The 21733-nt window shown below is 66.8% G+C and carries 25 protein-coding genes and 1 pseudogene; 24 read left to right on the top strand and 2 right to left on the bottom strand.

Annotated elements, in window-relative coordinates; all coding sequences use genetic code 11:
- The first annotated feature begins 23 nt into the window (after positions 1 to 23).
- The 13 genes and pseudogenes from fabI (at position 24) to SIB88_RS20900 (ending at position 10392) form a co-directional block, all read left to right on the top strand.
- On the top strand, positions 24 to 806 hold the full coding sequence (fabI, locus tag SIB88_RS20960) for an enoyl-ACP reductase FabI (RefSeq protein ID WP_008892278.1): 783 nt from the start codon (positions 24 to 26) through the stop codon (positions 804 to 806).
- Complete coding sequence (locus SIB88_RS20955; RefSeq protein WP_008892279.1) at positions 806 to 1021, top strand: YHS domain-containing protein; 216 nt, start codon at positions 806 to 808, stop codon at positions 1019 to 1021. The genes fabI and SIB88_RS20955 overlap by 1 nt, the downstream gene beginning before the upstream one ends.
- Before the next feature lie 438 nt (positions 1022 to 1459).
- Positions 1460 to 1795, top strand: coding sequence for an SHOCT domain-containing protein (locus SIB88_RS20950; RefSeq protein ID WP_199679524.1), 336 nt, complete (start codon positions 1460 to 1462; stop codon positions 1793 to 1795).
- 79 nt (positions 1796 to 1874) lie between these two features.
- Positions 1875 to 4235, top strand: coding sequence for a heavy metal translocating P-type ATPase (locus tag SIB88_RS20945; protein WP_081579331.1), 2361 nt, complete (start codon positions 1875 to 1877; stop codon positions 4233 to 4235).
- A 51-nt stretch (positions 4236 to 4286) separates the two neighbouring features.
- Positions 4287 to 5363 (top strand): YncE family protein, encoded by a 1077-nt coding sequence (locus tag SIB88_RS20940; RefSeq protein WP_008892282.1) that lies wholly within the window; start codon positions 4287 to 4289, stop codon positions 5361 to 5363.
- Positions 5364 to 5411: 48 nt separating this feature from the next.
- Entirely contained in the window at positions 5412 to 5654 is a 243-nt protein-coding gene (locus SIB88_RS20935) for a DUF2933 domain-containing protein (protein ID WP_008892283.1), read from the top strand.
- Positions 5651 to 6322 (top strand): methyltransferase family protein, encoded by a 672-nt coding sequence (locus SIB88_RS20930; protein ID WP_008892284.1) that lies wholly within the window; start codon positions 5651 to 5653, stop codon positions 6320 to 6322. Before SIB88_RS20935 ends, SIB88_RS20930 begins: the two co-directional genes overlap by 4 nt.
- 310 nt (positions 6323 to 6632) lie before the next feature.
- Positions 6633 to 6785, top strand: a pseudogene (locus SIB88_RS20925) (IS3 family transposase); the annotation flags it as partial.
- Positions 6786 to 6914: 129 nt separating this feature from the next.
- Positions 6915 to 7748, top strand: coding sequence for a nucleotidyl transferase AbiEii/AbiGii toxin family protein (locus SIB88_RS20920; RefSeq protein ID WP_412559389.1), 834 nt, complete (start codon positions 6915 to 6917; stop codon positions 7746 to 7748).
- A gap of 261 nt (positions 7749 to 8009) precedes the next feature.
- Positions 8010 to 8735, top strand: coding sequence for a helix-turn-helix transcriptional regulator (locus tag SIB88_RS20915; protein WP_008892288.1), 726 nt, complete (start codon positions 8010 to 8012; stop codon positions 8733 to 8735).
- A 96-nt stretch (positions 8736 to 8831) separates the two neighbouring features.
- A complete protein-coding gene (locus SIB88_RS20910; RefSeq protein WP_120226702.1) occupies positions 8832 to 9464 on the top strand; it encodes an acyl-homoserine-lactone synthase in 633 nt (210 codons plus the stop codon).
- A 108-nt stretch (positions 9465 to 9572) separates the two neighbouring features.
- The gene (locus SIB88_RS20905; RefSeq protein WP_008892290.1) at positions 9573 to 9923 is read left to right on the top strand and encodes a transcriptional regulator domain-containing protein; all 351 of its coding nucleotides are present in this window, start codon (positions 9573 to 9575) and stop codon (positions 9921 to 9923) included.
- Positions 9880 to 10392 (top strand): DUF2285 domain-containing protein, encoded by a 513-nt coding sequence (locus SIB88_RS20900; protein WP_412559003.1) that lies wholly within the window; start codon positions 9880 to 9882, stop codon positions 10390 to 10392. Before SIB88_RS20905 ends, SIB88_RS20900 begins: the two co-directional genes overlap by 44 nt.
- A gap of 8 nt (positions 10393 to 10400) precedes the next feature.
- Here SIB88_RS20900 and SIB88_RS20895 read toward each other — a convergent pair whose 3' ends face one another.
- Positions 10401 to 10667, bottom strand: coding sequence for a DNA -binding domain-containing protein (locus SIB88_RS20895; RefSeq protein WP_008892292.1), 267 nt, complete (start codon positions 10665 to 10667; stop codon positions 10401 to 10403).
- Between the two features lie 164 nt (positions 10668 to 10831).
- Between SIB88_RS20895 and SIB88_RS20890 the strand changes: the two genes are divergently transcribed.
- The 5 genes from SIB88_RS20890 to SIB88_RS20870 all read left to right on the top strand — a co-directional run bounded on the left by SIB88_RS20890 (position 10832) and on the right by SIB88_RS20870 (position 14820).
- Positions 10832 to 11053, top strand: coding sequence for a helix-turn-helix domain-containing protein (locus SIB88_RS20890; protein WP_412559002.1), 222 nt, complete (start codon positions 10832 to 10834; stop codon positions 11051 to 11053).
- Between the two features lie 417 nt (positions 11054 to 11470).
- Entirely contained in the window at positions 11471 to 12376 is a 906-nt protein-coding gene (locus tag SIB88_RS20885; RefSeq protein WP_412559001.1) for an ArdC family protein, read from the top strand.
- Complete coding sequence (locus SIB88_RS20880) at positions 12373 to 12576, top strand: hypothetical protein (RefSeq protein WP_008892296.1); 204 nt, start codon at positions 12373 to 12375, stop codon at positions 12574 to 12576. Before SIB88_RS20885 ends, SIB88_RS20880 begins: the two co-directional genes overlap by 4 nt.
- Before the next feature lie 14 nt (positions 12577 to 12590).
- Positions 12591 to 13010, top strand: coding sequence for a DUF2958 domain-containing protein (locus SIB88_RS20875; RefSeq protein WP_412559000.1), 420 nt, complete (start codon positions 12591 to 12593; stop codon positions 13008 to 13010).
- 70 nt (positions 13011 to 13080) lie between these two features.
- Positions 13081 to 14820: a ParB/RepB/Spo0J family partition protein gene (locus SIB88_RS20870; RefSeq protein WP_412558999.1), complete on the top strand. Its 1740-nt coding sequence runs from the start codon at positions 13081 to 13083 to the stop codon at positions 14818 to 14820.
- 42 nt (positions 14821 to 14862) lie between these two features.
- Here SIB88_RS20870 and SIB88_RS20865 read toward each other — a convergent pair whose 3' ends face one another.
- Complete coding sequence (locus tag SIB88_RS20865; RefSeq protein WP_412558998.1) at positions 14863 to 16074, bottom strand: helix-turn-helix domain-containing protein; 1212 nt, start codon at positions 16072 to 16074, stop codon at positions 14863 to 14865.
- A gap of 708 nt (positions 16075 to 16782) precedes the next feature.
- Here SIB88_RS20865 and SIB88_RS20860 point away from each other — a divergent pair.
- The 6 genes from SIB88_RS20860 (at position 16783) to rlxS (ending at position 21671) form a co-directional block, all read left to right on the top strand.
- The gene (locus tag SIB88_RS20860; RefSeq protein ID WP_008892301.1) at positions 16783 to 17115 is read left to right on the top strand and encodes a DUF736 domain-containing protein; all 333 of its coding nucleotides are present in this window, start codon (positions 16783 to 16785) and stop codon (positions 17113 to 17115) included.
- Positions 17116 to 17293: 178 nt separating this feature from the next.
- Complete coding sequence (locus SIB88_RS20855; RefSeq protein WP_008892353.1) at positions 17294 to 17524, top strand: helix-turn-helix transcriptional regulator; 231 nt, start codon at positions 17294 to 17296, stop codon at positions 17522 to 17524.
- Positions 17517 to 18080 (top strand): S26 family signal peptidase, encoded by a 564-nt coding sequence (locus SIB88_RS20850; protein ID WP_412558997.1) that lies wholly within the window; start codon positions 17517 to 17519, stop codon positions 18078 to 18080. The genes SIB88_RS20855 and SIB88_RS20850 overlap by 8 nt, the downstream gene beginning before the upstream one ends.
- On the top strand, positions 18068 to 18718 hold the full coding sequence (locus SIB88_RS20845) for a lytic transglycosylase domain-containing protein (protein WP_008889661.1): 651 nt from the start codon (positions 18068 to 18070) through the stop codon (positions 18716 to 18718). The genes SIB88_RS20850 and SIB88_RS20845 overlap by 13 nt, the downstream gene beginning before the upstream one ends.
- Positions 18719 to 18973: 255 nt before the next feature.
- Complete coding sequence (locus SIB88_RS20840; protein WP_120226701.1) at positions 18974 to 19336, top strand: hypothetical protein; 363 nt, start codon at positions 18974 to 18976, stop codon at positions 19334 to 19336.
- 355 nt (positions 19337 to 19691) lie between these two features.
- Positions 19692 to 21671, top strand: coding sequence for a relaxase/mobilization nuclease RlxS (gene rlxS / locus SIB88_RS20835; RefSeq protein WP_412558996.1), 1980 nt, complete (start codon positions 19692 to 19694; stop codon positions 21669 to 21671).
- Positions 21672 to 21733 lie beyond the last annotated feature (62 nt).

Raw genomic sequence — 21733 nt, 5'->3', positions numbered from 1 at the left:
GGAGAAAGGAGCAAGCGCAAAAAATGGAACTCATCGATATGAAAGGCCGGAAGGGGTTGGTGGTGGGAATTGCCAACGAACACAGTTTGGCCTGGTCGGCGGCCCAGCATTTTCGGAACGCCGGCGCCGATCTTGCCATCACCTATCTGAACGACAAGGCCAAGCCCTTTGTTGAGCCGCTTTCGCAACAGGTGGACGCGCAACTTTTCCTGCCCTGCAATGTCGCCGAGCCGGGACAATTGGAGGCCGTCTTCGGGGAGATCGAGCAGAAATGGGGCCGATTGGATTTTCTGTTTCATGCGATCGGGTGGGCCCGTAAGGAAGATCTCCATGGCCGGTTGACCGATTGTTCGGGAGAAGGCTTCGCTGAATCGATGCTTATCTCGTGCCACTCCTTCATCCGTATGGCGAAGCTCGCCGAGCCGCTCATGGACAAAGGTGGCAGCTTGACGACGCTCAGCTACTACGGCGCAGAAAAAGTGGTCGATCATTACAATGTCATGGGGCCAGTCAAAGCCGCCCTTGAAGCGTCTGTACGCTACCTGGCCCATGAACACGGTGGCAAGGCGATCCGGGTGAACGCGATTTCGGCCGGGGCGGTCGCGACACGCGCCGCCTCGGGCATCGAGCATTTCGACGAACTATTGAATGAGACCGTCCGCAAGGCACCGCTGCGGCGCACGGTGGACGCCTGCGAGGTGGGACGTACGGCGCTTATGCTGGCGAGCGATTATACGAGCGCCATCACCGGGGAAACGCTCTACGTCGACGCGGGCTTTCACATCGAAGGGATGGTGTTTCACTGATGGCCGGCTTCGAACCCGAAAAAGACGTAGTGGTCACCGACCCGGTATGCGGCATGCGCCTGACGCCCGAAAAGGCCGTCGCTCACGAGGAGCGTGAGGGCTGGGCGTATTTTTTCTGCTCGGAGGGCTGTCACAAGCTCTTTCTTACAGCGCCGGAACGATACTCCTCCTCACTGGCCTATTTCTCGCAGCCATCGGCCGGTAAGGATACGTAGCCGCAGACCTGTGACGTCAGACGAAGAACGGATCGTCGTGAAAGCGTGAGCGATGCGTCCCTTGCAGAGGACCTTTACGAGTATCCGGGACGCAATTTTGTAGGGTTTCGAACGACCGATCTATGGAAGATCGGCAGCCGATTTCGGGCCGAGTGCCGCTGTTCCGCCTTCGCTCTACGCCTGTTCAGGCACGGCAGGCGAGGCTCCCAAAGGGCTTCAGACGATCTCTGCCGCCTCAGTCCGCCCGCCCGGCGGCCACTGCCTGTGAATCCCCGTCACTGTAACGCTGAGCGTCTCTCGTCGTCCTTATAGATGTGAGAACAGAGATCCTGCGAACGTTTCCGCGAATACCGACAGCGGTGACGGTTTGTACGCCGAAGTCGCATTTCACATCGAAGAGATGATTGGACAGGCCATGTACCACGAAAGGAGCGTCAAATGAGAAGACGATTGACGAATTTGGCCCTGGCGCTGCCCACCGCGGTGGTCTCGATGCCGGCACTTGCGCAAACCTCGGCCGATCGATCCGACTATTGGCACTATGGCTGGGGCTGGGGACACATGATTTTTGGCTCCGTCATGATGATTGTCTTCTGGGGCGGGATCATCCTCGCGATCGTGCTCGCGGTCCGCTGGCTGGGTGGCGATTCAGGACGGGTAACCCGATCGCAATCACGAACGAACGGGCCCCTCGACATCCTTCACGAACGCTTTGCCCGCGGCGAGATCGACAAGGAAGAGTTCGAAGAACGAAAGCGTCTGCTCTCCGACTGAAACCGTCTTCCAACAAAAGCCAGAGCCGCGGAAGACCGCACATCCATCGTCAATCGAACCGGAAAGCCGGAACAAGCCAATGAATAAGCACGATGATCACGATCACAGCCATCGCTCTGACGGTACAACAGGTTCCGTCAAGGCTATGACGGCCAGAGATCCGGTTTGCGGAATGACGGTGCAGTTGGATCAGGACAAGCCGAGCCAAGAGTACGAGGGTGAGACCTATCACTTTTGTTCTCAAAAGTGCCACGACAAGTTCGCGGCCGACCCGGAGCATTATCTCGCCGGCGAGCACAAGGCCGAAACAGCGCCTAAGGGCACGAAATATACCTGCCCGATGCATCCCGAGATCGTGCGGGACGAACCGGGAGAATGTCCGATCTGCGGCATGGCGCTGGAGCCTATGGGGGTTCCAGCCCCCGATGACGGACCGAATCCCGAGCTTGTTGATTTCAAGCGCCGGTTTTGGATCGGCGCCGTGCTGACGGTTCCGCTTCTTGTGCTGACGATGGGCCCCTTTGTTGGGCTCGGTTTCGTCCGCGACATCTTCGGCGAGCGTGCGACGCTGTGGATCGAACTCGCTTTGGGGACACCGGTCATTCTCTGGGCCGGTTGGCCATTCTTCGTGCGTGGCGTCAAGTCGGTGATCAACCGCAGTCTCAACATGTTCACGCTCATCGGGATGGGCGTCGGCGCGGCCTATCTCTTCAGTGTCGTCGCCGTGCTCGTGCCGGAGATTTTCCCGGACGGATTTCGCGATGCGGAGGGCCATGTCGGGGTTTATTTCGAAGCCGGCGCCGTGATCGTCGTGCTGGTGCTGCTCGGCCAGGTGATGGAGCTTGGCGCGCGCGAGCGAACGGGCTCGGCGATTCGCGCCCTTTTGGATATGGCCGCCAAGACCGCCCGGGTGATCCGCAAGGACGGGAGCGAGGAAGAAATCCCGCTCGAGGACGTCAAGGTCGGCGATCGGCTGCGCGTCCGCCCGGGCGATAAGGTCCCCGTCGACGGCGTGGTGGTCGAGGGACGTTCGTCGATCGATGAATCGATGATCTCTGGCGAACCGGTTCCGGTCGAGAAAGTCGAGGGCGACAAGGTCACCGGCGCCACAATCAACGGCACGGGCAGTCTCGTGATCGAAGCCGAACGCGTCGGCTCCGACACCATGCTGAGCCAGATCGTCGAGATGGTCGCGAACGCGCAGCGCAGCCGTGCCCCGATCCAGAAACTTGCCGACTCTGTGGCGGGCAAGTTCGTACCGGCCGTGATCGTCATTGCAATTCTCTCGTTCATCGCATGGTCTCTTTGGGGGCCTGCCCCGGCCCTCTCATACGGACTGGTCTCGGCAGTCGCCGTTTTGATCATCGCCTGTCCGTGCGCGCTGGGCCTGGCAACGCCGATGTCGATCATGACGGCGACGGGCCGAGGCGCGCAAGCCGGCGTGCTCATCAAGAACGCCGAGGCGCTGGAACGCTTCGCCAAGGTCGACACGCTGATCGTCGACAAGACGGGGACGCTGACCGTCGGCAAGCCGAAGCTCGTCGCGGTCTTGCCGCAACCCGGGCATGAGGAGGACGAGGTGCTGCGCTTGGCCGCAAGCCTGGAGCGGGGCTCGGAGCACCCACTCGCCGAAGCCATCGTCACCGGGGCCGAAGAACGCGATGTTGCGCTGGCTAACGCGGATGAATTCGAAGCCGTCACCGGCAAAGGGGTAAAAGGCGTCGTCGACGGCAAATCAGTGGCGCTCGGCAACGCAAAGCTGCTCGCCGATCTGGGGCTCGACGGCGGCAAGCTCTCCGAGACCGCCAATGCTCGACGTGACGAAGGCGAAACGGTGATGTTCGTCATCGTCGGGTCCGAAATCGCCGGTCTCGTGTCGGTTGCCGATCCGGTCAAGGAGACGACGCCGGACGCGCTGAAGGCGCTGCACGAACAAGGCTTCCGCATCGTCATGGCGACTGGCGACAACGAGCGTACCGCGAAGGCGGTGGCTGGAAAACTCGGGATCGACGAGATCCGTGCCGACGTGTTGCCCGAAGACAAGGCGCGCATCATCAAGGATCTGCAAGACGAAGGCCGAAAGGTCGTGATGGCAGGCGATGGCGTCAACGACGCGCCTGCACTGGCCCAGGCCGATGTCGGCATCGCCATGGGCACCGGCGCCGACGTGGCGATCGAGAGCGCGGGTTTCACCTTGGTCAAGGGTGATCTCAACGGCATCGTCCGGGCCAGGAAGCTCTCGCGCGCGACGATGCGCAACATCAAGCAGAACCTGTTCTTCGCCCTGTTCTACAACGCCGCAGGCGTGCCGGTGGCGGCAGGGGTTCTGTTCCCGTTCTTCGGGATTTTGATCTCGCCGATATTCGCAGCCGCGGCGATGAGCCTGTCGTCCGTATCGGTAGTCGGCAACGCTCTCCGGCTGCGCTCGGTGAAGATCTAGAAGGGCTCATCCCGGCGCGGCAATGCGCTTTACGGAAAGGAACCACAAGCTATGAACGTCATATCGTTTTCCCGGGCCGCCGCCTGGACAGGACTGATGGCCTTGGCGTTGGGAGCGCAGACGGCTCTTGCTGAACCGCTCGTGTATGTGCCTCTCGGCGGGGAGAACAAGATCGTCGCTGTCGATGCCGCGACGGACGAAATCGTCGATACGTTGACTGGTCCGGCGGCGGTTCATGGGCTCGCCGGAACGCCCGACGGACAGTTCTTGATTGCCGGAAGCTTCGAGACGCGCGCATCAGACGGCGAAGCTGTCGCGAAGCCGGCGGGCGTTTCCGAAGACGAGCATGCCGCGCACCATGGTGCCGCCTCCCCCGATGCCAGGAACGCCGTCGCGGAAGTCAGCACGGTCTCGGTTGTTCGAACGGTCGACGGGTCCGTGGTCCGGCGCATCGACGTACCCGGCGCCGTCCATCACGTCGCGGTCAGTGACGATGGCCGGTTCGCCGTCGTCACCCATCCCAACGCCGGATCAATCAGTGCCATCGACCTCGGCTCCTATGAGGTGGTCGCGACGGTCGCCACCGGGCCCCTGCCCAATTACGCGGCCTTCGCTCCTGGCGGTGACCGTCTTTACGTCAGCAACGCCGGCAACGACACGGTCAGCGAGATCGACACGGCACGGTGGATCGTCCGGTCGAATACCGTTGTCGGCGGCAGCCCCGAACACATCGTTCTGTCCAGAGATGGCGTCACTCTCTACGTCAACAACGTCGACGACGGCACGGTCTCCGTCGTTGAGGTCGGCGACCAGACGGTTGTGAAGACGATTCGCCTCGAAACGGCCCTCCACGGGATCGACCTGTCCGATGACGGCGGCGCGCTCTTCATCGCGGTCCTTGGTGGCGACAAGGTGGTTGCCATCGATCTCGCTACCGGCGCCCAGCGCAGTGTTTCCTCGGCTCCCGCCCCGTACCACCTCGCCGTCATTCGCGGGACGGGCAAGCTCTACGTCTCCAGCGCCGACGAGCCGAAAATTTGGGTGATCGATCAGCGGGATCTCAGGATTCGCGGAGAGATCCAGATCGGCGGCAAAGGCCATCAGATGGTTCAGGGCGCGGGCGGATGACCTCGACCGTATTTCGGAAACGACGAGGGTCGGAAGAGGGGACGCGACATGGCGCAGCATGAAACCAGCGGCTTTCGGAGCTTCATTTTCTCCCGTTCGGGCATGGTGTTGCTCGGATTCCTGGCAGTGGCGGGTTACTTCCTGTGGGAAGAGCATGCCGCGCATATTCTGGGCTATCTGCCGCTCCTCCTCATTCTCGGACTCTGCGTGGGCATGCATTTCTTCATGCATGGCAGCCACGGGGGCGATCACGGATCGCACCGCGACGAACCGCGGGAGGACGACAGATGAGCAACGAAGTTCCAGCCTACGGCCTCTGGTTCTTGGTGGTGGTCAACTCGGCGATCTTCATCCTGTTCGCCTTTAGCTTCTTTAAGCCGAAGACTGGCCGGGACTGGCGCTCATTCGGTGCTTTCAGCGCCTTTCTGGTCGCGCTTTTCACTGAGATGTACGGCTTCCCGCTCACCATATATTTCCTATCGGGCTGGTTGCAGACCAACTACCCAAGCGTCGACTGGCTTGCCCATGATTCCGGCCATCTCCTGGAAATGCTGTTTGGCTGGAAGGCAAACCCGCACCTCGGGCCCTTCCACATTCTGAGTTTCGGCTTTATCGGCGGCGGGTTCATCCTGCTCTCCGCCGCTTGGCGCGTCCTTTACCAAGCACAACGGACGGGAACGCTCGCGACCACGGGGCCTTACGCCCGCATTCGCCATCCTCAATATGTCGGCTTCGTCCTGATTCTGGTTGGGTTCCTGTTCCAGTGGCCGACCATTCTCACACTGGCGATGTTTCCCGTTCTGCTTGTCATGTACTGGCGTCTTTCCCTGCGCGAAGAGCGGGAAGTCGAAGCCGAATTGGGTGACGTGTACCGACGCTACGCCGAGAGAGTGCCCCGGTTCATGCCCCGCCTCAAAGACATTTTCACCAGCCCGGCCGTTGAGGGGGACCGACAATGAGCCGAATTCATTATCGGCTCCATAGACCAGTCGGAATGACCGGTTGTCGACGGCGCCCGCACGACTCTCGACTGGATGCCAACGCATCGGAAGAGATTAGACATGAACCAAAAGAAGTACAAGCGCTCAGCCACGGACCTGCAGCGCCGTTCAAGTCCGGCCGCCATTTTTGTCATCACCGTGGTCGCTGCCGGTGCTGTCTTTGTCGGATGGAAAGCCATCGCACCATTGTCGCGCGACACGACGACTGACGTCACCGTTCCGAGGCTCTGCCCCTCGCTAGAGCAGGCAAGGCGGCGTTCGACGCCAACTGCGCGCCTATGCCAACGTACCGGAGGCCCGCGCCTCGATCAGCCGGTACCTGGCGTTCTACAACGGCCGGAGACCCCAATCATCGCTTGGCGGGCAGGCCCCCGATCAGGCATATCTCACGACGCAGCAGCCAATCCCGGCCGCAGCCTAACCTAGGCGGACATCCACTTAGCGACAGCCCCGAAACTGTTCAGACAAGCCGAGCCACCTCTCGGCGTCCGTTCGCCAGCGCCTCACCAACCGCGCCCGCGAGCGCGGCGAGGACGTCGATCTCGTCTTCATCCGCTACGCCCTGGAACGGCTTCTCTATCGCCTCGGGACGTCTGGTCATTGGGACCGCTTCATCCTGAAAGGCGCCCTGCTCTTCATCCTCTGGGCCGGTGAACCGTATCGCGCCACGCGCGACCTCGACCTTCTCGGCTTCGGCGAACGGGACATCGAGGCGCTGACCACGACCTTCCGGGCGCTCTGCGATACGCCCGTGGAGGAAGACGACGGCCTTGAGTTCATCACCGAGTCCGTCCAGGTCGAGCCGATGCGGGACGAGGAAGGGCACCCCGGCGCCCGCGTGCGCCTCGAGGCACAGCTCGCCAGTGCCCGCCTATCGGTTCAGGTCGACATCGGTTTCGGCGACGCCGTGACGCCGAAGGCCGAGGAGATCGAGTCCCCGTCGCTTCTCGCGCTTCCCGCCCCGCGCATCCGCGCCTATCCACGGGAGACGGTAGTCGCCGAAAAGTACGAGGCGATCGTCTCGCTCGGCATGCTGAACAGCCGGATGAAGGACTTCTACGATCTCTGGGTGCTGGCGTCGTCCTTCCCGTTCGATGGACAGACGCTCGCCCCGGCGGTCCGCGTCACCTTCGACCGGCGCGGCACCGCGCTGCCCGAGGTCACCCCGGTGGGGCTGAGCGACGAGTTCGCGGGCGACCGGGGCAAGCAGCAGCAGTGGCAGGCATTCCAACGCCGGGGACGCCCGGCTCTTCCGCCACCGGCGCTCCCCGATGTGGTCGGCTCCATCAGGGAATTCCTCACGCCGCTCACGGAAGCGCTCCGCCAAGGGCAGCCGTTTGACCGGCAATGGTCGGAAGGGGGACCCCCTGGCGTCGTGACGTGAAGCGACGATCACGGTGACCGCCGGCGACGGTGGCCGACGATGCCGACATCGTCCGGAGGAGGGCAGGAAACCGAAGATCGGCCGTTGTTTCCGAGGCGTATGGCCAATAACAGTCCTCACAAGTTTTGGTTCGTTGCTTGTTTCGTCGAGCGCACCAGCGATAGAATTCCTGCAACGGATTTCGCGTATGGGCCCTGGGCAGGCGACGGCAAGACGATCCGAAATGGAAGGCCCCATTCGCGTCGATCGGAAGGAAGACGGATGCATCGCATCTTTCAGACCTTCATCGACCGCCTCGCGGAAAGCGTCGACCTCGACGACCTGCACAAGGCCATGGCCGACGCGGCGGCCGCGCTCGACCTCACCTGCTTCGCCTATCTGTCCATGCCCCACCGGCGTGGGGCGGAGGCGCTGGTGGTCTCCACCTATCCGGCCGCCTGGATCGGCCACTACGTCGAAAGCCACTACGAGCGCGTCGACCCGGTCATCCTCCAGGCGACGCGCGGTGCCGATCCCTTCGAATGGGGGCCCGGCGCCGGGCAGTCTGAGCTCACCAAGCGGCAACAGCAGTTCTTCGACGAGGCGGCCGCCTTCGGCATCCGCTGCGGCTTCACCATTCCGATCCACGACGGGCGTGGGCCGGTCGCCGCCGTGACCTTCGCCGCCGACGAGCGTCATCCGGCGTTCCGCCGCAGCGTCGAGGCGCACGCCACGGCCCTGCAGCTCATGGCGCTGTATTTCCACGCCCATGCCCGCCGCAAGCTTGCCGCCGACCGCGTCGTCGACGGCGCCGCGCTGTCGCCGCGCGAGTTCGAGTGCCTGGAGTGGGCGGCCCAGGGCAAGTCCGCCTGGGAAATCGGCCGCATCCTCGGGATCTCCCGCCGCACGGTGGCGTTCCACCTCGACAACGCGAAAATGAAGCTCAACGTCCGCACGGTCTGCCAGGCCGTGGCACGCCTGTCCGCATCCAAGCCGACGTTGCACTGAGCGGGGGCACCTCGTCACCCCGTGCAAGTGCACAGGGTGTCTCGCGCCAGCTGTTCGCCTCCAATGCGCGAAAGTTCCCCTTCGCAGGAGGCGATCATGATGCAACTCATCACGTCCGACCGGTACGGCGCGTTCGCCGATGATCTCGCCGAGATGTACCGCCTACGTTACCGCGTCTTCAAGCAGCGGCTCGACTGGGACGTCGAGGTCAGCGGCGACATGGAGATCGACACCTTCGACGCGCTCCACCCCGTCTATCTCCTGCAGCGTGGCGCCGGCGGCCGCGTCCAGGGCTGCGTGCGGCTGTTGCCGACGATTGGCCCGACCATGCTGACGGAGACCTTCGCCGCGCTGCTGGCCGGGGCGCCGGCGCCGTCGGACCCGGCCGTGTGGGAGAGCAGCCGCTTCGCGCTCGACGTCGAACGCGACGGCCCTGAAGGCGCGCATGGCGTCGCCCGGGCGACCTTCGAGCTCTTCGCGGGCATGATCGAGTTCGGGCTGTCCCGCGGCCTCTCCGACATCGTCACCGTCACCGACGTCGCCATGGAACGGATCCTGCGGCGCGCGGGCTGGCCCCTGCGGCGCATCGCGGCGCCACGGTCGTTCGCCGGCACGCGATCGGTCGCCGGCTATCTCGAGGTCTCCCCGGCCGGCCTCGCCAACGTGCGACGGCGCGGCGACCTTACGGGCCCGGTGCTCTGGGCGCCGGTCGCGTCCGCCGCCGCGTGAGCTCGGCCCGGCGCTCGGAATCAGGCACTGGGGAGGAGATCGCAGAAAACGGGGGATATCGGGGGCAGGCGACGGTCTTCTCCCGCGCTCGACGCGGAGCCTGCCGGTATGGTTAAGCCGCCGAACAGCAGCCCCGGTGCGGATTGGCGCCGATGCGCGGCCTACGACTACACCGCCGCCTTGCCGCGGCGGGGGTGGGCGTGGGAGTTCCTGCGCCGCGACGCGGCCTACCGGCGCGCCTGGTCCGAGGCCTCGGCGGCCGTCGCGATCGAACGGCCCGCGCCGAACCTGACAATCATGACGGCGCGGACGGAGCTGCCCGAGCTGGCCAACTGGTGCCTGTTTTTTCGCCGATGCGCCCGAGCGGACGGCGACCGAGGCCGTCGTCTTCTGGGATTCGCGCGCGTGTCCGCACGTGCTGCCGATCCGCGCGCTTCCCGCCGCCGTGCAGGGCGATAGCGGCCGCTTCAGCTTGTCGAAGGTCCCGTGCCGGGCGGCGCTCCTCCGGATGCCCGACGGGCGGCAGCACCTTCTCTTTTCGGAATCCGGCTGCGCGCTTCAACTCGACATCCGGGGTACAAGCCTGTCCGAGCCGGTGCGCCTGCTGACCGATGCCGTTCTCCCGGCCGTGCATCTCCGCGCCCGTCTCGCTACGCTCGAAGGCCTCGCCAATATCGTTGGGCGCGGCCGATTTCCAGACTATCGAATGATCGAGCCGCGCGGGCGGCGGCTCCGCGTGGTGCTGCAGGCGCTGGACGGCTGGCTCGCCGGCGCACCCTATCGCGAGATCGCCGTGGCGCTCTTCGGCGAGGCGCGCGTCGAGGCCGACTGGCGCGATCCGCGCGACCACTTGCGCGACCAGGTGCGTCGCGCCGTCCGCCGCGGACGGGAGCTCATGCGCGGCGGATACCGCAAGCTCCTCCGCTGAGGCGCCGCTCAGGCGTCTTCGAGTAGTTGCCTGTAGCCGGATCGCGTCATCCAGTGCGCCCGCGCGAGGTGGTCTTCCCAACAGCGGCGGGCGGCGGCGTCGGTATCCGGGTCCCGTCCGAGCACCAAGCGCGAGACCTCCCGCCAGTCGGCCCCGTCCGCCTCGGCATCCAACAGCCGCAGGTAGGTCACGAAATGGGATTCGTCGTAGGGCGTGATCCGCTCCGCCCAAGGGACTTGGTCGGCGGCTTTCGGCGCCTGATTATCCGTCGGCATCGTGCGGAATTCCTCTGCCATTGTTGCTGCCCGCGTCGCCGCTCGCGTCTCGGCTGTAAAGCCCGCAACAGGCTTGCAACGCCGACATCTCGCCGATTGTCGAAAATACTCCGTGGTGAAATACTCAACAAGCCGGTGCTCTCTCGTCCATGGAAATACGAGAGGTGCTGGCGCTCAATCTGCGAAAATACCGGCAGGCCCAGGGCCTGTCGCAGGAAGAACTCGCCGACCGCGCGGACATCGACCGCACCTATATCAGCGCCTTGGAGCGCAGCGTTTACGCCGCCAGCATCGAGGTGGTGGACAGGCTCGCCCAGGGTCTTGGCGTGGAGGCAGCGGATCTCCTGCGCCGGCCCGCCACATCCGCGAAAGAGCCTCAACTCTGAGGCGCTGTTCCTCGCTCCCCGAGTTCATCGATTTCGGCTCTTGGTTCTCCGATTAGGGCGCCCGCCCGGCCTCGCGGCCGGTCGCCGGGCTCTCGTGAACCGAGCCGCCTGACGGCGTCTCGGCCCTTCGGGCTTCGATCCCTGGCGCGATAGGCAGCCCTGCGGGCTGCCCGACGGCCGCCGCCCTTGCGGGCGGCGAACTTGTTTCTGTTGCCTTTCCCGGTGGCGCGGAGTGGGCGGCGCTCCCTTCTAGGCCCGCCGCGGCGTCCCGCAACCCTCCGCTGCGCTCCGGGTCCTCCACTCCGTTCCGGCCCTCCGGGTGCGGTCCGCCTCTTCGGCGGGCCTGTCCGGTCGCATCTCGCCGCCCACCCCGCTTCCGGGGAAAGGCGCGCGAGGTTTTGCGAGCGGAGGTTTGCCATGCCGGAGCGCAAGCGGGAGACGGTCTATCAGGAGGTCACCGACCGGATCATTGCCGAGCTTGAGGCCGGGCGGGTGCCATGGGTCCAGCCCTGGGGCAAGGCCAAGGCCGGGATCGGCCTGCCCCGGAACGCCGCAACCGAGCGCGCCTATTCCGGGATCAACATCCTGATCCTGTGGGGCGCGGTCATCGAGAAGGGATACGCCGCGCAGCACTGGCTGACCTTCCGGCAAGCGCTTGCCATGGGCGGGCACGTGCGCAAGGGCGAGCGCGGCACCACCGTCGTCTACGCCGACCGTTTCATCCCCAAGGACGAGCGGAAGCGCGCGGCGGAGACGGGCGACGAGCCGCAGGCGGTGCCCTTCCTCAAACGCTTCACCGTGTTCAACGTCGCGCAGTGCGAGGACCTGCCCGAGCGTGTCCATGGCGGGGCGGCACCGCTGCCCGAGCGCGAGACCGTCCCGCACGCCGAGGCGCTGATTGCCGCGACCGGTGCCGATTTCCGCATCGGCGGCGAGCGCGCCTTCTACGTGCCGAGCGCGGACTTCATACAGGTACCGCCGCAGCCCGCCTTTTTCGAACAGATCAACTACTACCGGACGTGCTTTCACGAGCTCGGCCACTGGACCGGGCACGCCTCCCGGCTCGCCCGCGACCTGTCGGGCTCGTTCGGCTGCAAGGCCTACGCCCGCGAGGAACTGGTCGCCGAGATGGCGAGCGCGTTCGTCTGCGCCAGCCTCGCCATCGCGCCCACCGTGCGCCATGCCGACTACATCGGCTCATGGCTCGAGGTCTTGCGCGAGGACAACCGCGCCATCTTCCGCGCCGCGAGCCACGCCTCCAAGGCCGCCGATTATCTGTTGGCTTTCCGTGAGACGGCGGGCGCGGCGGGAGCGGCGGCATGAGCGCGCCCGCTCCCGTGCCACTCGCCAGCGAGCCGACACAAGAGGGCGAGCAGACCCTCGTTCCCGGCGTCCGCCCGGTCAGCCAGCGCGAACGCATCGAGGCGCGCATGGCCGCGCCGCTCACCCCGCGCGTCCCGCAGAAGCCGTTGAACGTCGGCCTGTTCGACGAGGACGCGCGCAACCAGCTCGACCTGTTCTGACCCGGAGGCCCGCCATGATCCTGATCCCTGACGACATCCGCCAGCGCCTGCTCGCCAACGGCGCCGCCGAGCGCGAGACCGACCACGTCCCCGTCGTGAAGCTGTTCGACCCGACCGGCGCGGCCACGTGGCTGATCACCGAGATGATGCCGGACGGCGACAGTCTGTTCGGGCTCTGCGACCTCGGCTTCGGCTGTCCCGAGCTTGGCTATGTCAGCCTCGCCGAGCTTGAGAGCGTCAAGGGACCGCTCAGGCGCGGCATCGAGCGCGACCTCCACTTCGCCGCCCGCTTTCCGCTCTCGGTCTATGCCGAGGCGGCGCGCATCGCGGGCCGCATCACCGAGTCCGAGCGCATGCTGTCGCAGGCCGCCGCCGCGCTCCGCATCCGCAATCCCGAGCTTCCGCCCGACGGGGCGGGACCGACGCGCCGATAGGCGGCGCACGGCCCCCGCCTGCGCGCTGCGAGGGGAGGGGGCCGCCAACCTCAGACCATGGAGAGTGACTATGCAGTTGCAACACATCCCCCTCGACAAGCTGGACGTCTCGGCGTGCAATATGCGGAACGCCAAGCGCGAGCCGGACGTCGCTGACATCCTGCCGAGCGTCCGCGCGCGCGGCATCCTGCAGCCGTTGCTGGTGCGGCCCAACGGCGAGCCGGAGCGCTTCGAGATCGTCGCCGGGCGGCGGCGCTTCTTCGCCGCCAAGGCGGTCGCCGAGGAAGGCGGCGAGGTCGAGCCCGTGCCCTGCGCCGTGATGGAGCCGGGCGACGACGCGGACGCGCTCGAAGCCTCGCTGATCGAGAACGCCGCGCGTCTCGACCCCGACGAGATGAGCCAGTACGAGACCTTCGCGCGGCTCACGAGGGAAGGGAAGTCGGTGGCCGAGATCGCCGAGACCTTCGGCATCACCGAGGTCATGGTGAAGCGCCGCCTCGCCCTCGGGAACCTGATGCCGAGGATCAGGACGGCCTATCGCAAGGGCGAGATCGACGCCGAGACCGTGCGCCATCTCACCCTGGCCTCGAAGGCGCAGCAGAAGGACTGGCTCGCCCTGTTCGCCGACCCAGAGCAATACGCGCCGCGCGGCTTCCAGTTGAAGCAGTGGCTGTTCGGCGGCCAGTCGATCCCTACCAGCGCCGCGTTGTTCCCGGTGGAGGACTATCCCGGCCAGATCGTCGCCGACCTGTTCGGCGAGGACGCCTACTTCGCCGATGCCGACCTGTTCTGGCAGAAGCAGAACGAGGCCATCGCGGCGAAGCGGGACGCGCTTCTGGAAGCCGGATGGGCGGAGGTCGTCGTGCTGGAGCCCGGCCAATACTTCCATAGCTGGGAGCACGAGAAGACCCCGAAGACGAAGGGCGGCAAGGTGTTCATCGCCGTCTCGCACCGGGGCGAGGTCGAGGTCCACGAGGGCTGGCTCAGCCGCAAGGAGGTCCGCCGTGCGGCCAAGAAAGCCGCCTCGGCGGACGCGGACGGCGACGCGACCGAGGCTGCCACCGTCGCGCGCCCCGAGGCCACCAAGGCGATGCAGAACTACCTCGACCTGCACCGTCACGCCGTGGTCCGCCTCGCGCTCGTAGCCCACCCGGGCGTGGCGTTGCGGCTCATGGTGGCGCATGCCGTCGCGTCCTCCGGTCACTGGCAGGTGGAGCCCGAGCCGCAGCAGGCCCGCAGTGACGCCATCGCCGAGAGCGTCGCGAACAGCCCGGCGCAGCAGGCATTCGACGCCGAGCGGCAGGCAGTGCTGGCCTTGCTCGACCGGCCCGACTATCACCACAGCGTGACCCAGCCGGGCTACGACGCTTATCCCACGGCGGTCGTATTCGCCAAGCTGCTGGCGCTGTCCGATGACGACGTGTTGCGTATTGCCGCCTGCGTCATGGCCGAAACGATGGCGGCGGGGAGCGCTGTGGTCGAGGCGGTCGGCAACCACTTGGGCGTGGACGCGGGGCAGCACTGGCAGCCCGATGACGCGTTCTTCGACATGATCCGCGACAAGGCCGTGCTCAACGCCATGCTGGCCGAGGTCGCGGGCAAGCGGTGTGCCGACGCCAACGTCGCGGAGAAAGCGAAGACGCAGAAGAAGATCATCCGCGACTGCCTCGACGGCGCGAACGGCCGCGCCAAGGTCGAGGGCTGGCTGCCCGGCTGGCTAGCGTTCCCCGTGCGGGCGTACACTGAGAACGGCAGTCTCAAGACGGCCGACGAATGGGCGCGCGTCCGCAACCTGTTCGATGCCGCGTGATCCGTCGCGGGCGGCGGCCCGACGGCCGCCGCCCGCTCTCGTTCATGCTCCCGCTTCCGCTTCAGACGGAAGGCCGGCGAGCCAAGCGTTCAGCCTCGCGCTCGCGTCACGGACGTCGTCGAGTATTCTCCGGGCTGACTGGCCGCCGTCGGCGTAGATCGTCCGGGTCTCCACGTCGCGCAAGGCGCGGCCGATCGCTGTCAACTCCTCGATCCGCTGATCGTCCCCGAGCCCGACGCCGAAGGTTGCGGCCTTGAGCAGCACCAGTCCGATCTCTCCGGCCGACGACTGGATGCCGTCGAGCCGTCCCTGATCGTCCATTTCCTGGAGCCGCGCCGCGAGGCTCGAGAGCTTTCGCGCGTTTTCCGAGACCGTCTCCCGTACGCCGGCGACCGAGTCAGCATGGAAGCCGTGCGGCTCGATCCAGCGTGTCCAGATGCTCCGTGCCGTCTCCCTTGCCGCCCGCGCCGCCGCGTCCATCTCGTCCCAGCCGCCGCCCATGGAGAGACGTTCGTGTGCAGCACGGTCGAGATTGCTCGCCATCTCCTCCAACGGCTCGACCATCTCCGCGAAGTCTCCCGGCGTCCGGGCCGCGAGGTCGCGCGCCGTTTCGGCCGCCCATGCGAGTCCGTGGCGTGTCTCGTTGAGCCACGGCTTGACGCGACGTTCTTCGAGTTCGTCGGCGTATACGACGACATCGACGACGAGCGACGCGGTCTGGCTCAAGAACTCGGATTCCGGGCTCGGCCGGCCGCTGCCGTTTCTCGCCCGGTCCCAATCGAGAACCCGGTCGATCACCTCGTGCGGCTCAGCCGGCCGCGAGGTAGCCATCTGGCGGAGGTACGGCACTCCGGCGACGTAGTAGAGCGGCGCATCGCCCTTCGGCACGGCGATGGCGAGCACGGTGCGGTCTTCGACCACGGCGAACGCGAGCGCCGGCGTCACCGACGGTTTGATGCTGTTCGCACAGATGCCCGCGACGCGGTCGAGCAGGCGTTCCCGCTCGGACGCGCTTTCGCAATCCGCGAGGCCGATCACCCCGCCCGCCTTGGAGACGCCGAGCAGGATCGTGCCGAAATTGGAGGTGGCGAAGGCCGCAATCTCCTTGGCGAGATCGCGTGCCTGGCCGGGAAAGCGTTCCTTGAACTCCATATCCTGACGCTCACCGCCGGCGGCGAGCGTCGGCAGGCATCGCGAGAGATCGGCATCGGCCCAGGGCGGCACGGGCTGATTTGGTGAAGGTTCGTCGGCCATGGTCCCAATTTGCCGCGTGGCCATGCGCAGAGACAAGGCTCATCGGATGCGGCTGCCGGATGATGGTCCGAGAGAGCGGTCCCGCGCCTGTCAGACGGGGTGGGCGGCGGCGCAAGCGTCGTCGGCCGGTGCCGTGCTCGCGCGTTTGGATGATCCGCCTATTGTCCGCATCCGCCCGCCGAGGCCAAACTGCGAGCCGTGCGGTCCAGCGCCAAGGCAATCGGCCAGCGAGCACGCGGCGCCGCGTCTTGCCGCCGTCTGGGGGCCGACCCTGAGCTCGCTCGCAACGGACATCGAGTGGCGAGGCCGGATGCGGTCTCGGCGTCATTCGTTCGGTCAGCAGGGGGCTACGCCGCAGCCGGTTCCGGTGTCTGATTCCAGCAGCCTGTAGGGCTGTCGTCCGCGGACGTAGACCGCGCCGCCTCCAGTCCGATCCGCCGTCGTTGCAAGCGCCCACGCGCCTGCTCCGGCTTGTGGACCTATGGCGGTCCCCGTTCCGGCGAAACCGGCTCCGGCGACTATTTTCCCCGCCGTGCTCGCTGCGCTGCGCGCGGCTTCCTCGCGCCCGCTGCGCTCCAAAATAGCCGCCTCCACCGGTCCTCCGCTGACGCTCCGGCCCTCCGGGTGCACCGGTTCGGCGCCCGCCATGGACGGTCCGCCGTAAGCAGGGCGATGGGCGCCCTGCACGATCAAACGGAGGATCGAACAATGGCAGCCATCGGATACGTCAACCGCCAGTCGGACGGCTCCTACAAGGGCTTCATCAACACCCTCAGCATCCGGCGCAGCGTCGTGCTCCTGCCGAACCGCGACAAGGACGCCGACAACCAGCCGGACTATCGGGTCTTCACCGACGACCGCGAGCGGGTGGAACTCGGCGCCGCCTGGAAGCGGGTGGGCCAGAACTCGGGCAACAGCTACGTCTCGCTGAGCCTGGCCGCCCCGGAGTTCGGGCCGCGCAAGCTCTACGCCAACCTCGGCCGCGCCGCCGGGCAGGACGATCCCGACACCTTCGCGATCATCTGGAACCCGGTCGACTGACGGCCACCGCCTCGGCCCCGCGCCCTTCGGGCGCGGGGCCTTTCGCCTGTCTCGGAAGGGGCGGCGAATGCCCGGGCGGCGGTTTTCGCCGGTCCCGGACCGCCCCCTCGCGCGCCCATCCTCGCCGTCAACGGCGCGATCCTGCCGGTCGCGCGCTCCGGACGACGAGGTGACGACGATGAGCGACGACGAGCACGAACGCGCCGCCCGCGCGAAGAAAGGCAGCCCCTTCCTCAACACCGCCCAGGCCGCCCACTACGTCGGCTTATCGGGCCGCACGCTCGAGAAAATGCGCGTGACCGGCGGCGGGCCGAAGTATCGCAAGCACGGTCGCTACGTCCGCTACCACATCGACGACCTCGACGCGTGGTCGGACTCCCGGTCCAAGGGCTCGACCTCCGATGCGTGAGGACCGGCTCCTGTCGTCGGGCGTTCTGCGGCCGACGCGGCGCCGGCGCGGGCGTCGCCGCCCGCGCGTCCCGCTCGTCCTCGCGGGCCTCGGGCTCGCAGCGCTCGGCTTCGCAACACTCGCCGCGCCGGCGCCGCGCCTCGTCTGGAACGCCAGCGCCAGCGCGCCCGTGGGGCTCTACTGGGTCAGCCGCACGGCTCCGGCACGCGACGATCTGGTGCTCGCCACCTTGCCGCCCGACGCCCGCCGGCTCGCGGCCGACCGTGGCTATCTGCCGGTCGGGGTGCCGTTGGTGAAGCGTCTCGTGGCGGTTGCGGACGATGTCGTCTGCGCCGTCGGCGATGCCGTCTTCGTCAACGGCACGTATGTCGCCACGCGTCGCAATCGCGACTCCTTCGGCCGTGTGCTGCCGCGCTGGACCGGCTGTCGCACGCTCGCCGCCGACGAGGTCTTCCTGCTGATGGCACATGTCCGCGGCTCATTCGACAGCCGGTATTTCGGGCCGGTGCGGTGCGCCACGATCATTGGGAGGCTCGTGCCGCTATGGACCGGATGACCGTCCGGGTGCTGGGCATGGTTGCCGTCGCGACGCTGGCGTGCCCGTCCTCCGCCGTCGCCGAACCGGCCGCCATCAAGCAGCGGCTCGACCGCTGGGAGCCGTTCATCGCCGGGGCCTCCGCCCGGTTCGCCGTCCCGGCACTCTGGATACGCGCGGTCATCCAGGCCGAAAGCGCCGGGCGAACCATGCTCAACGGCCGTCCGATCACTTCATCCGCCGGTGCCATGGGCCTCATGCAGGTGATGCCTGACACCTACGACGAGATGCGCCGGCGAAATGGCCTTGGTCACGATCCGCACGATCCGAGCGACAACATTCTGGCCGGGACCGCCTACCTCCGCGCCCTCTACGAACGCTTCGGATTCCCGGGTCTGTTCGCCGCCTACAACGCCGGGCCCAGGCGATACCAGGAGCATCTGACTGACGGGCGACCGTTACCGCGCGAGACGCGTCTATTCCTCGCGCGACTTGATCCGACCCGCTTGACAACCAGCATCGATGGGATCGTCCTTCCGGATCGGCGTCTCTTCTTTCCTCTGCGCACGACAGTCGCGGGCGGTCACAAACCCTTGGCGGCGCCGGCCTCGGGGAACCTGTTCGTGCCCTTGCGCACCGTCCCGGACAGAGACCGATGAGCCGCGGCGGCACGGACGGTGCCCTGTCGGAGAGAGAGAACCTCGTCTCGGTTGTCCCAGCGTACCAGCCAGGACGAAGCGGCCGTCAAGGATGCGCGGTCCCCCCAAAATGCTCCGCTGCGCTGGCGCTCCGCTCCGCATTTCGGCTCCCCCGCGCCCCGCTGGCGCGGCGCCTCCGGCGTCCTTGACGGCCGCTTCGCCGGCCGATGGCGGGAGCTGTCCTCGATGAGGAGGACAGCAACTACGGAGGTTCCGATGACCACGCTTCACACGCATCCGCACGCCGCGTTCGACCGCTTCCCGCAGCTCCGCCGCGACTTGACCGCCGAGTTCGGCAGCGACGGAATTGACGCCGTTATCGAGCATTTTATCGCCGCCGAGCGGGCCGATTTCCACTGGGACGGACGCATCGCGGAGATGAATCTCGGCGCCTGGGAGAGCCTCGACGACGAAGACGAGACGTTCGAGCGGGTGGCGATTCTCGGCTACTTCCGCGCCCGCTACTACGTCGCGACGTGCCTCATCGATGCCGATCGGCATGTCCACTGGATGCTCGGTCTGCGGCATTTCGAGAGCTTCGAGAGCGCCGATCAGGCGTTCTTCGCGGGCGGCGGATGATGCCATGAGCCACCCTGGGAGCGGTACCGCCAAGTGCCGCTCCCGACTTCTTTGTGTGGTGATCCTGGCCGGTGCGCGACCCGTTGCCCGAGCCGAGGTTCAGTGAGAGATCGCAGGTGATCGCAGGAGGGACGGTAGGTGGCTCAGAAGCCCGGTAGGGCAAGATAAAAGGATGGCGCCATGTGTCGCCTATGTCTTTGCCTGCACATCGTTTTTCCTGGCGCCATGCCCTGCCGGGATGGCGCCAGGGTGGTCGTAAGTCGTTGGTCTGCCGCGATCTTCGTGGCGCCGGCTTGCGACGGTGGTCGACCGCCGTCTACTCGTGGATCACGATGCCAACTGACCGGCGGCGATCATGAAGGATGACGACGACTTCACGCCGAGGCTCGGCCGGATCCGCAGCCGCGGCAGCAAGCGCGGACGCCGCTACCTGCACCAGGTGCTGCGGTCGGTGGCGCTCGCCGGCGGCCGCTCGTCGGGTCGCGGTACCTTCCAGGGCAACCGCATCGGCCGCGGGTCAGGCGTGGGCCGGGTGTTGGCTTCCCGTGACCGCTATGCCGCCTACCGGGCGCGCCGGGTGATCGTGAAGTCGCGGATCGTCAAGCTGAAGGGGCAGGGGCGGAAGGCGGCGCGGCTCCATCTCCGTTACATCCAGCGCGACGGGGTCACCCGCGAGGGTTTGCCCGGCGATCTGTACGACGCCGAGTCCGACCGGGCCGACGGCCGGGCGTTCCTCGAGCGCGGGGAGGGCGATCGGCACCAGTTCCGCTTCATCGTCTCAGCCGAGGACGCCGCCGAGTATGACGAGCTGAAGGGATTCACCCGCCGGCTGATGCGCCAGATGGAGGCGGACCTCGGCACCCGGCTCGACTGGGTGGCGGTCGACCACTACAACACCGGTCATCCCCACACGCACATTGTGCTGCGCGGCCGGGACGACCGCGGGAAGGACCTGGTGATCGCCCGCGACTACCTCGCCAGGGGCATGCGCGAGCGGGCGGCGGAGATCGTCGGCCTCGACCTGGGGCCGCGCTCCGATCTGGAGATCGAGCACCGCCTGCGCCGGGAGGTGGAGCAGGAGCGCTTCACCAGCCTCGACCGCGGCCTGCTGCGCGACGTCGGCGAGGACGGCCTCGTCCGGCCCGGCACCGCGGCCGGCGACACGTTTCGCCAGACCCTGCGCGCCGGCCGGCTGCAGAAGCTGCGTCGGCTCGGGCTCGCCGAGGAGGTCGGGCCGGGCCGGTGGCGGCTCGCCGAGGACCTGGAGCCGGTGCTGCGTCGGTTGGGCGAGAGGGGTGACATCATCAAGACCCTGCACCGGGAGATGGCGCGCGAGGGGCGGGACCGGGCGGCCTCGGACTACACTATCTACGACCCGGCCGGCCCGGAGGCGCGGCGGGTGGTTGGCCGCGTCATTGCGCGCGGCCTCTCCGACGAGATCAACGACCGCCACTACCTGATCGTCGATGGCGTCGACGGCCGGGCTCACTACGTGGACATCGGAAAGGCTGACGCGACCGATCCGTTGCCGGACGGCGCGATCGTCGCGATTGAGCCGAAGCGGGCCGCGCCGAGAGACGTGGACCGGACCATCGCCGAGATCGCCGCCGCGAACGAGGGGCGTTACAGCGTCGACGTTCATCTTCGGCACGACCCGGCCGCGACGATCACGTTCGCCGAGACGCACGTGCGGCGGCTCGAGGCGATGCGTCGGCGCGGCATTGGTGTCGAGCGGCAGCCGGACGGCACCTGGACGATCGCGTCCGATCATCTGGATCGGGCGGCGGCATACGAACGAAGTCGGGTGCGGGCGAGCCCGGTCATCGTCGACGTGCTGTCCGCCGTGCCACTCGAGCGGCAGCTCGGCGCAGACGGCGCGACCTGGCTCGACCGCGAGCTGCTCGCCGACACACCGACGGCTCTCCGTGATGCGGGCTTCGGGCGCGAGGTGCGCGAGACTCTCGACCGGCGCCGGCAGTGGCTGATCGAGCAGGAGTTCGCCCGCCAGGAGCAGGATCGGATCGTCTACCGCGCCAACATGCTCGGCATCCTGCGCCGGCGCGAGCTGACACGCGTCGCGGATCAGCTCGCGGGCGAGCTTGGTCTGCGATACGCCGAGAGCGAGCCCGGCAAACGGATCGAGGGCGTCTATCGTCGGCGGCTCGATCTTGCCAGCGGCCGGTTCGCCGTGATCGAGAAGGCGCGCGAGTTCACGCTGGTGCCGTGGCGGCCGGTCCTGGAGCGCAACCTCGGCAAGCAGGTATCCGGGATCATCCGCGGCGATACGATCTCCTGGTCCCTGGGACGCAAGCGGAGCGGGCCGGGGGTTTCTTAGTAAGTGAAGACGCTCGATTCTCGGTTGCGTACAACCTGCAAGCCGCAGAACTTTGGTCACGA

Origin of the sequence: Thalassospira sp. MIT121401, from assembly GCF_047125595.1 — a bacterium.
In the GTDB taxonomy this organism is placed as follows: Bacteria; Pseudomonadota; Alphaproteobacteria; order Rhodospirillales; family Thalassospiraceae; genus Thalassospira; species Thalassospira povalilytica.
Note: the sequence above shows the minus strand (reverse complement) of the source record. Positions and strands in the feature narration are given on the sequence as shown.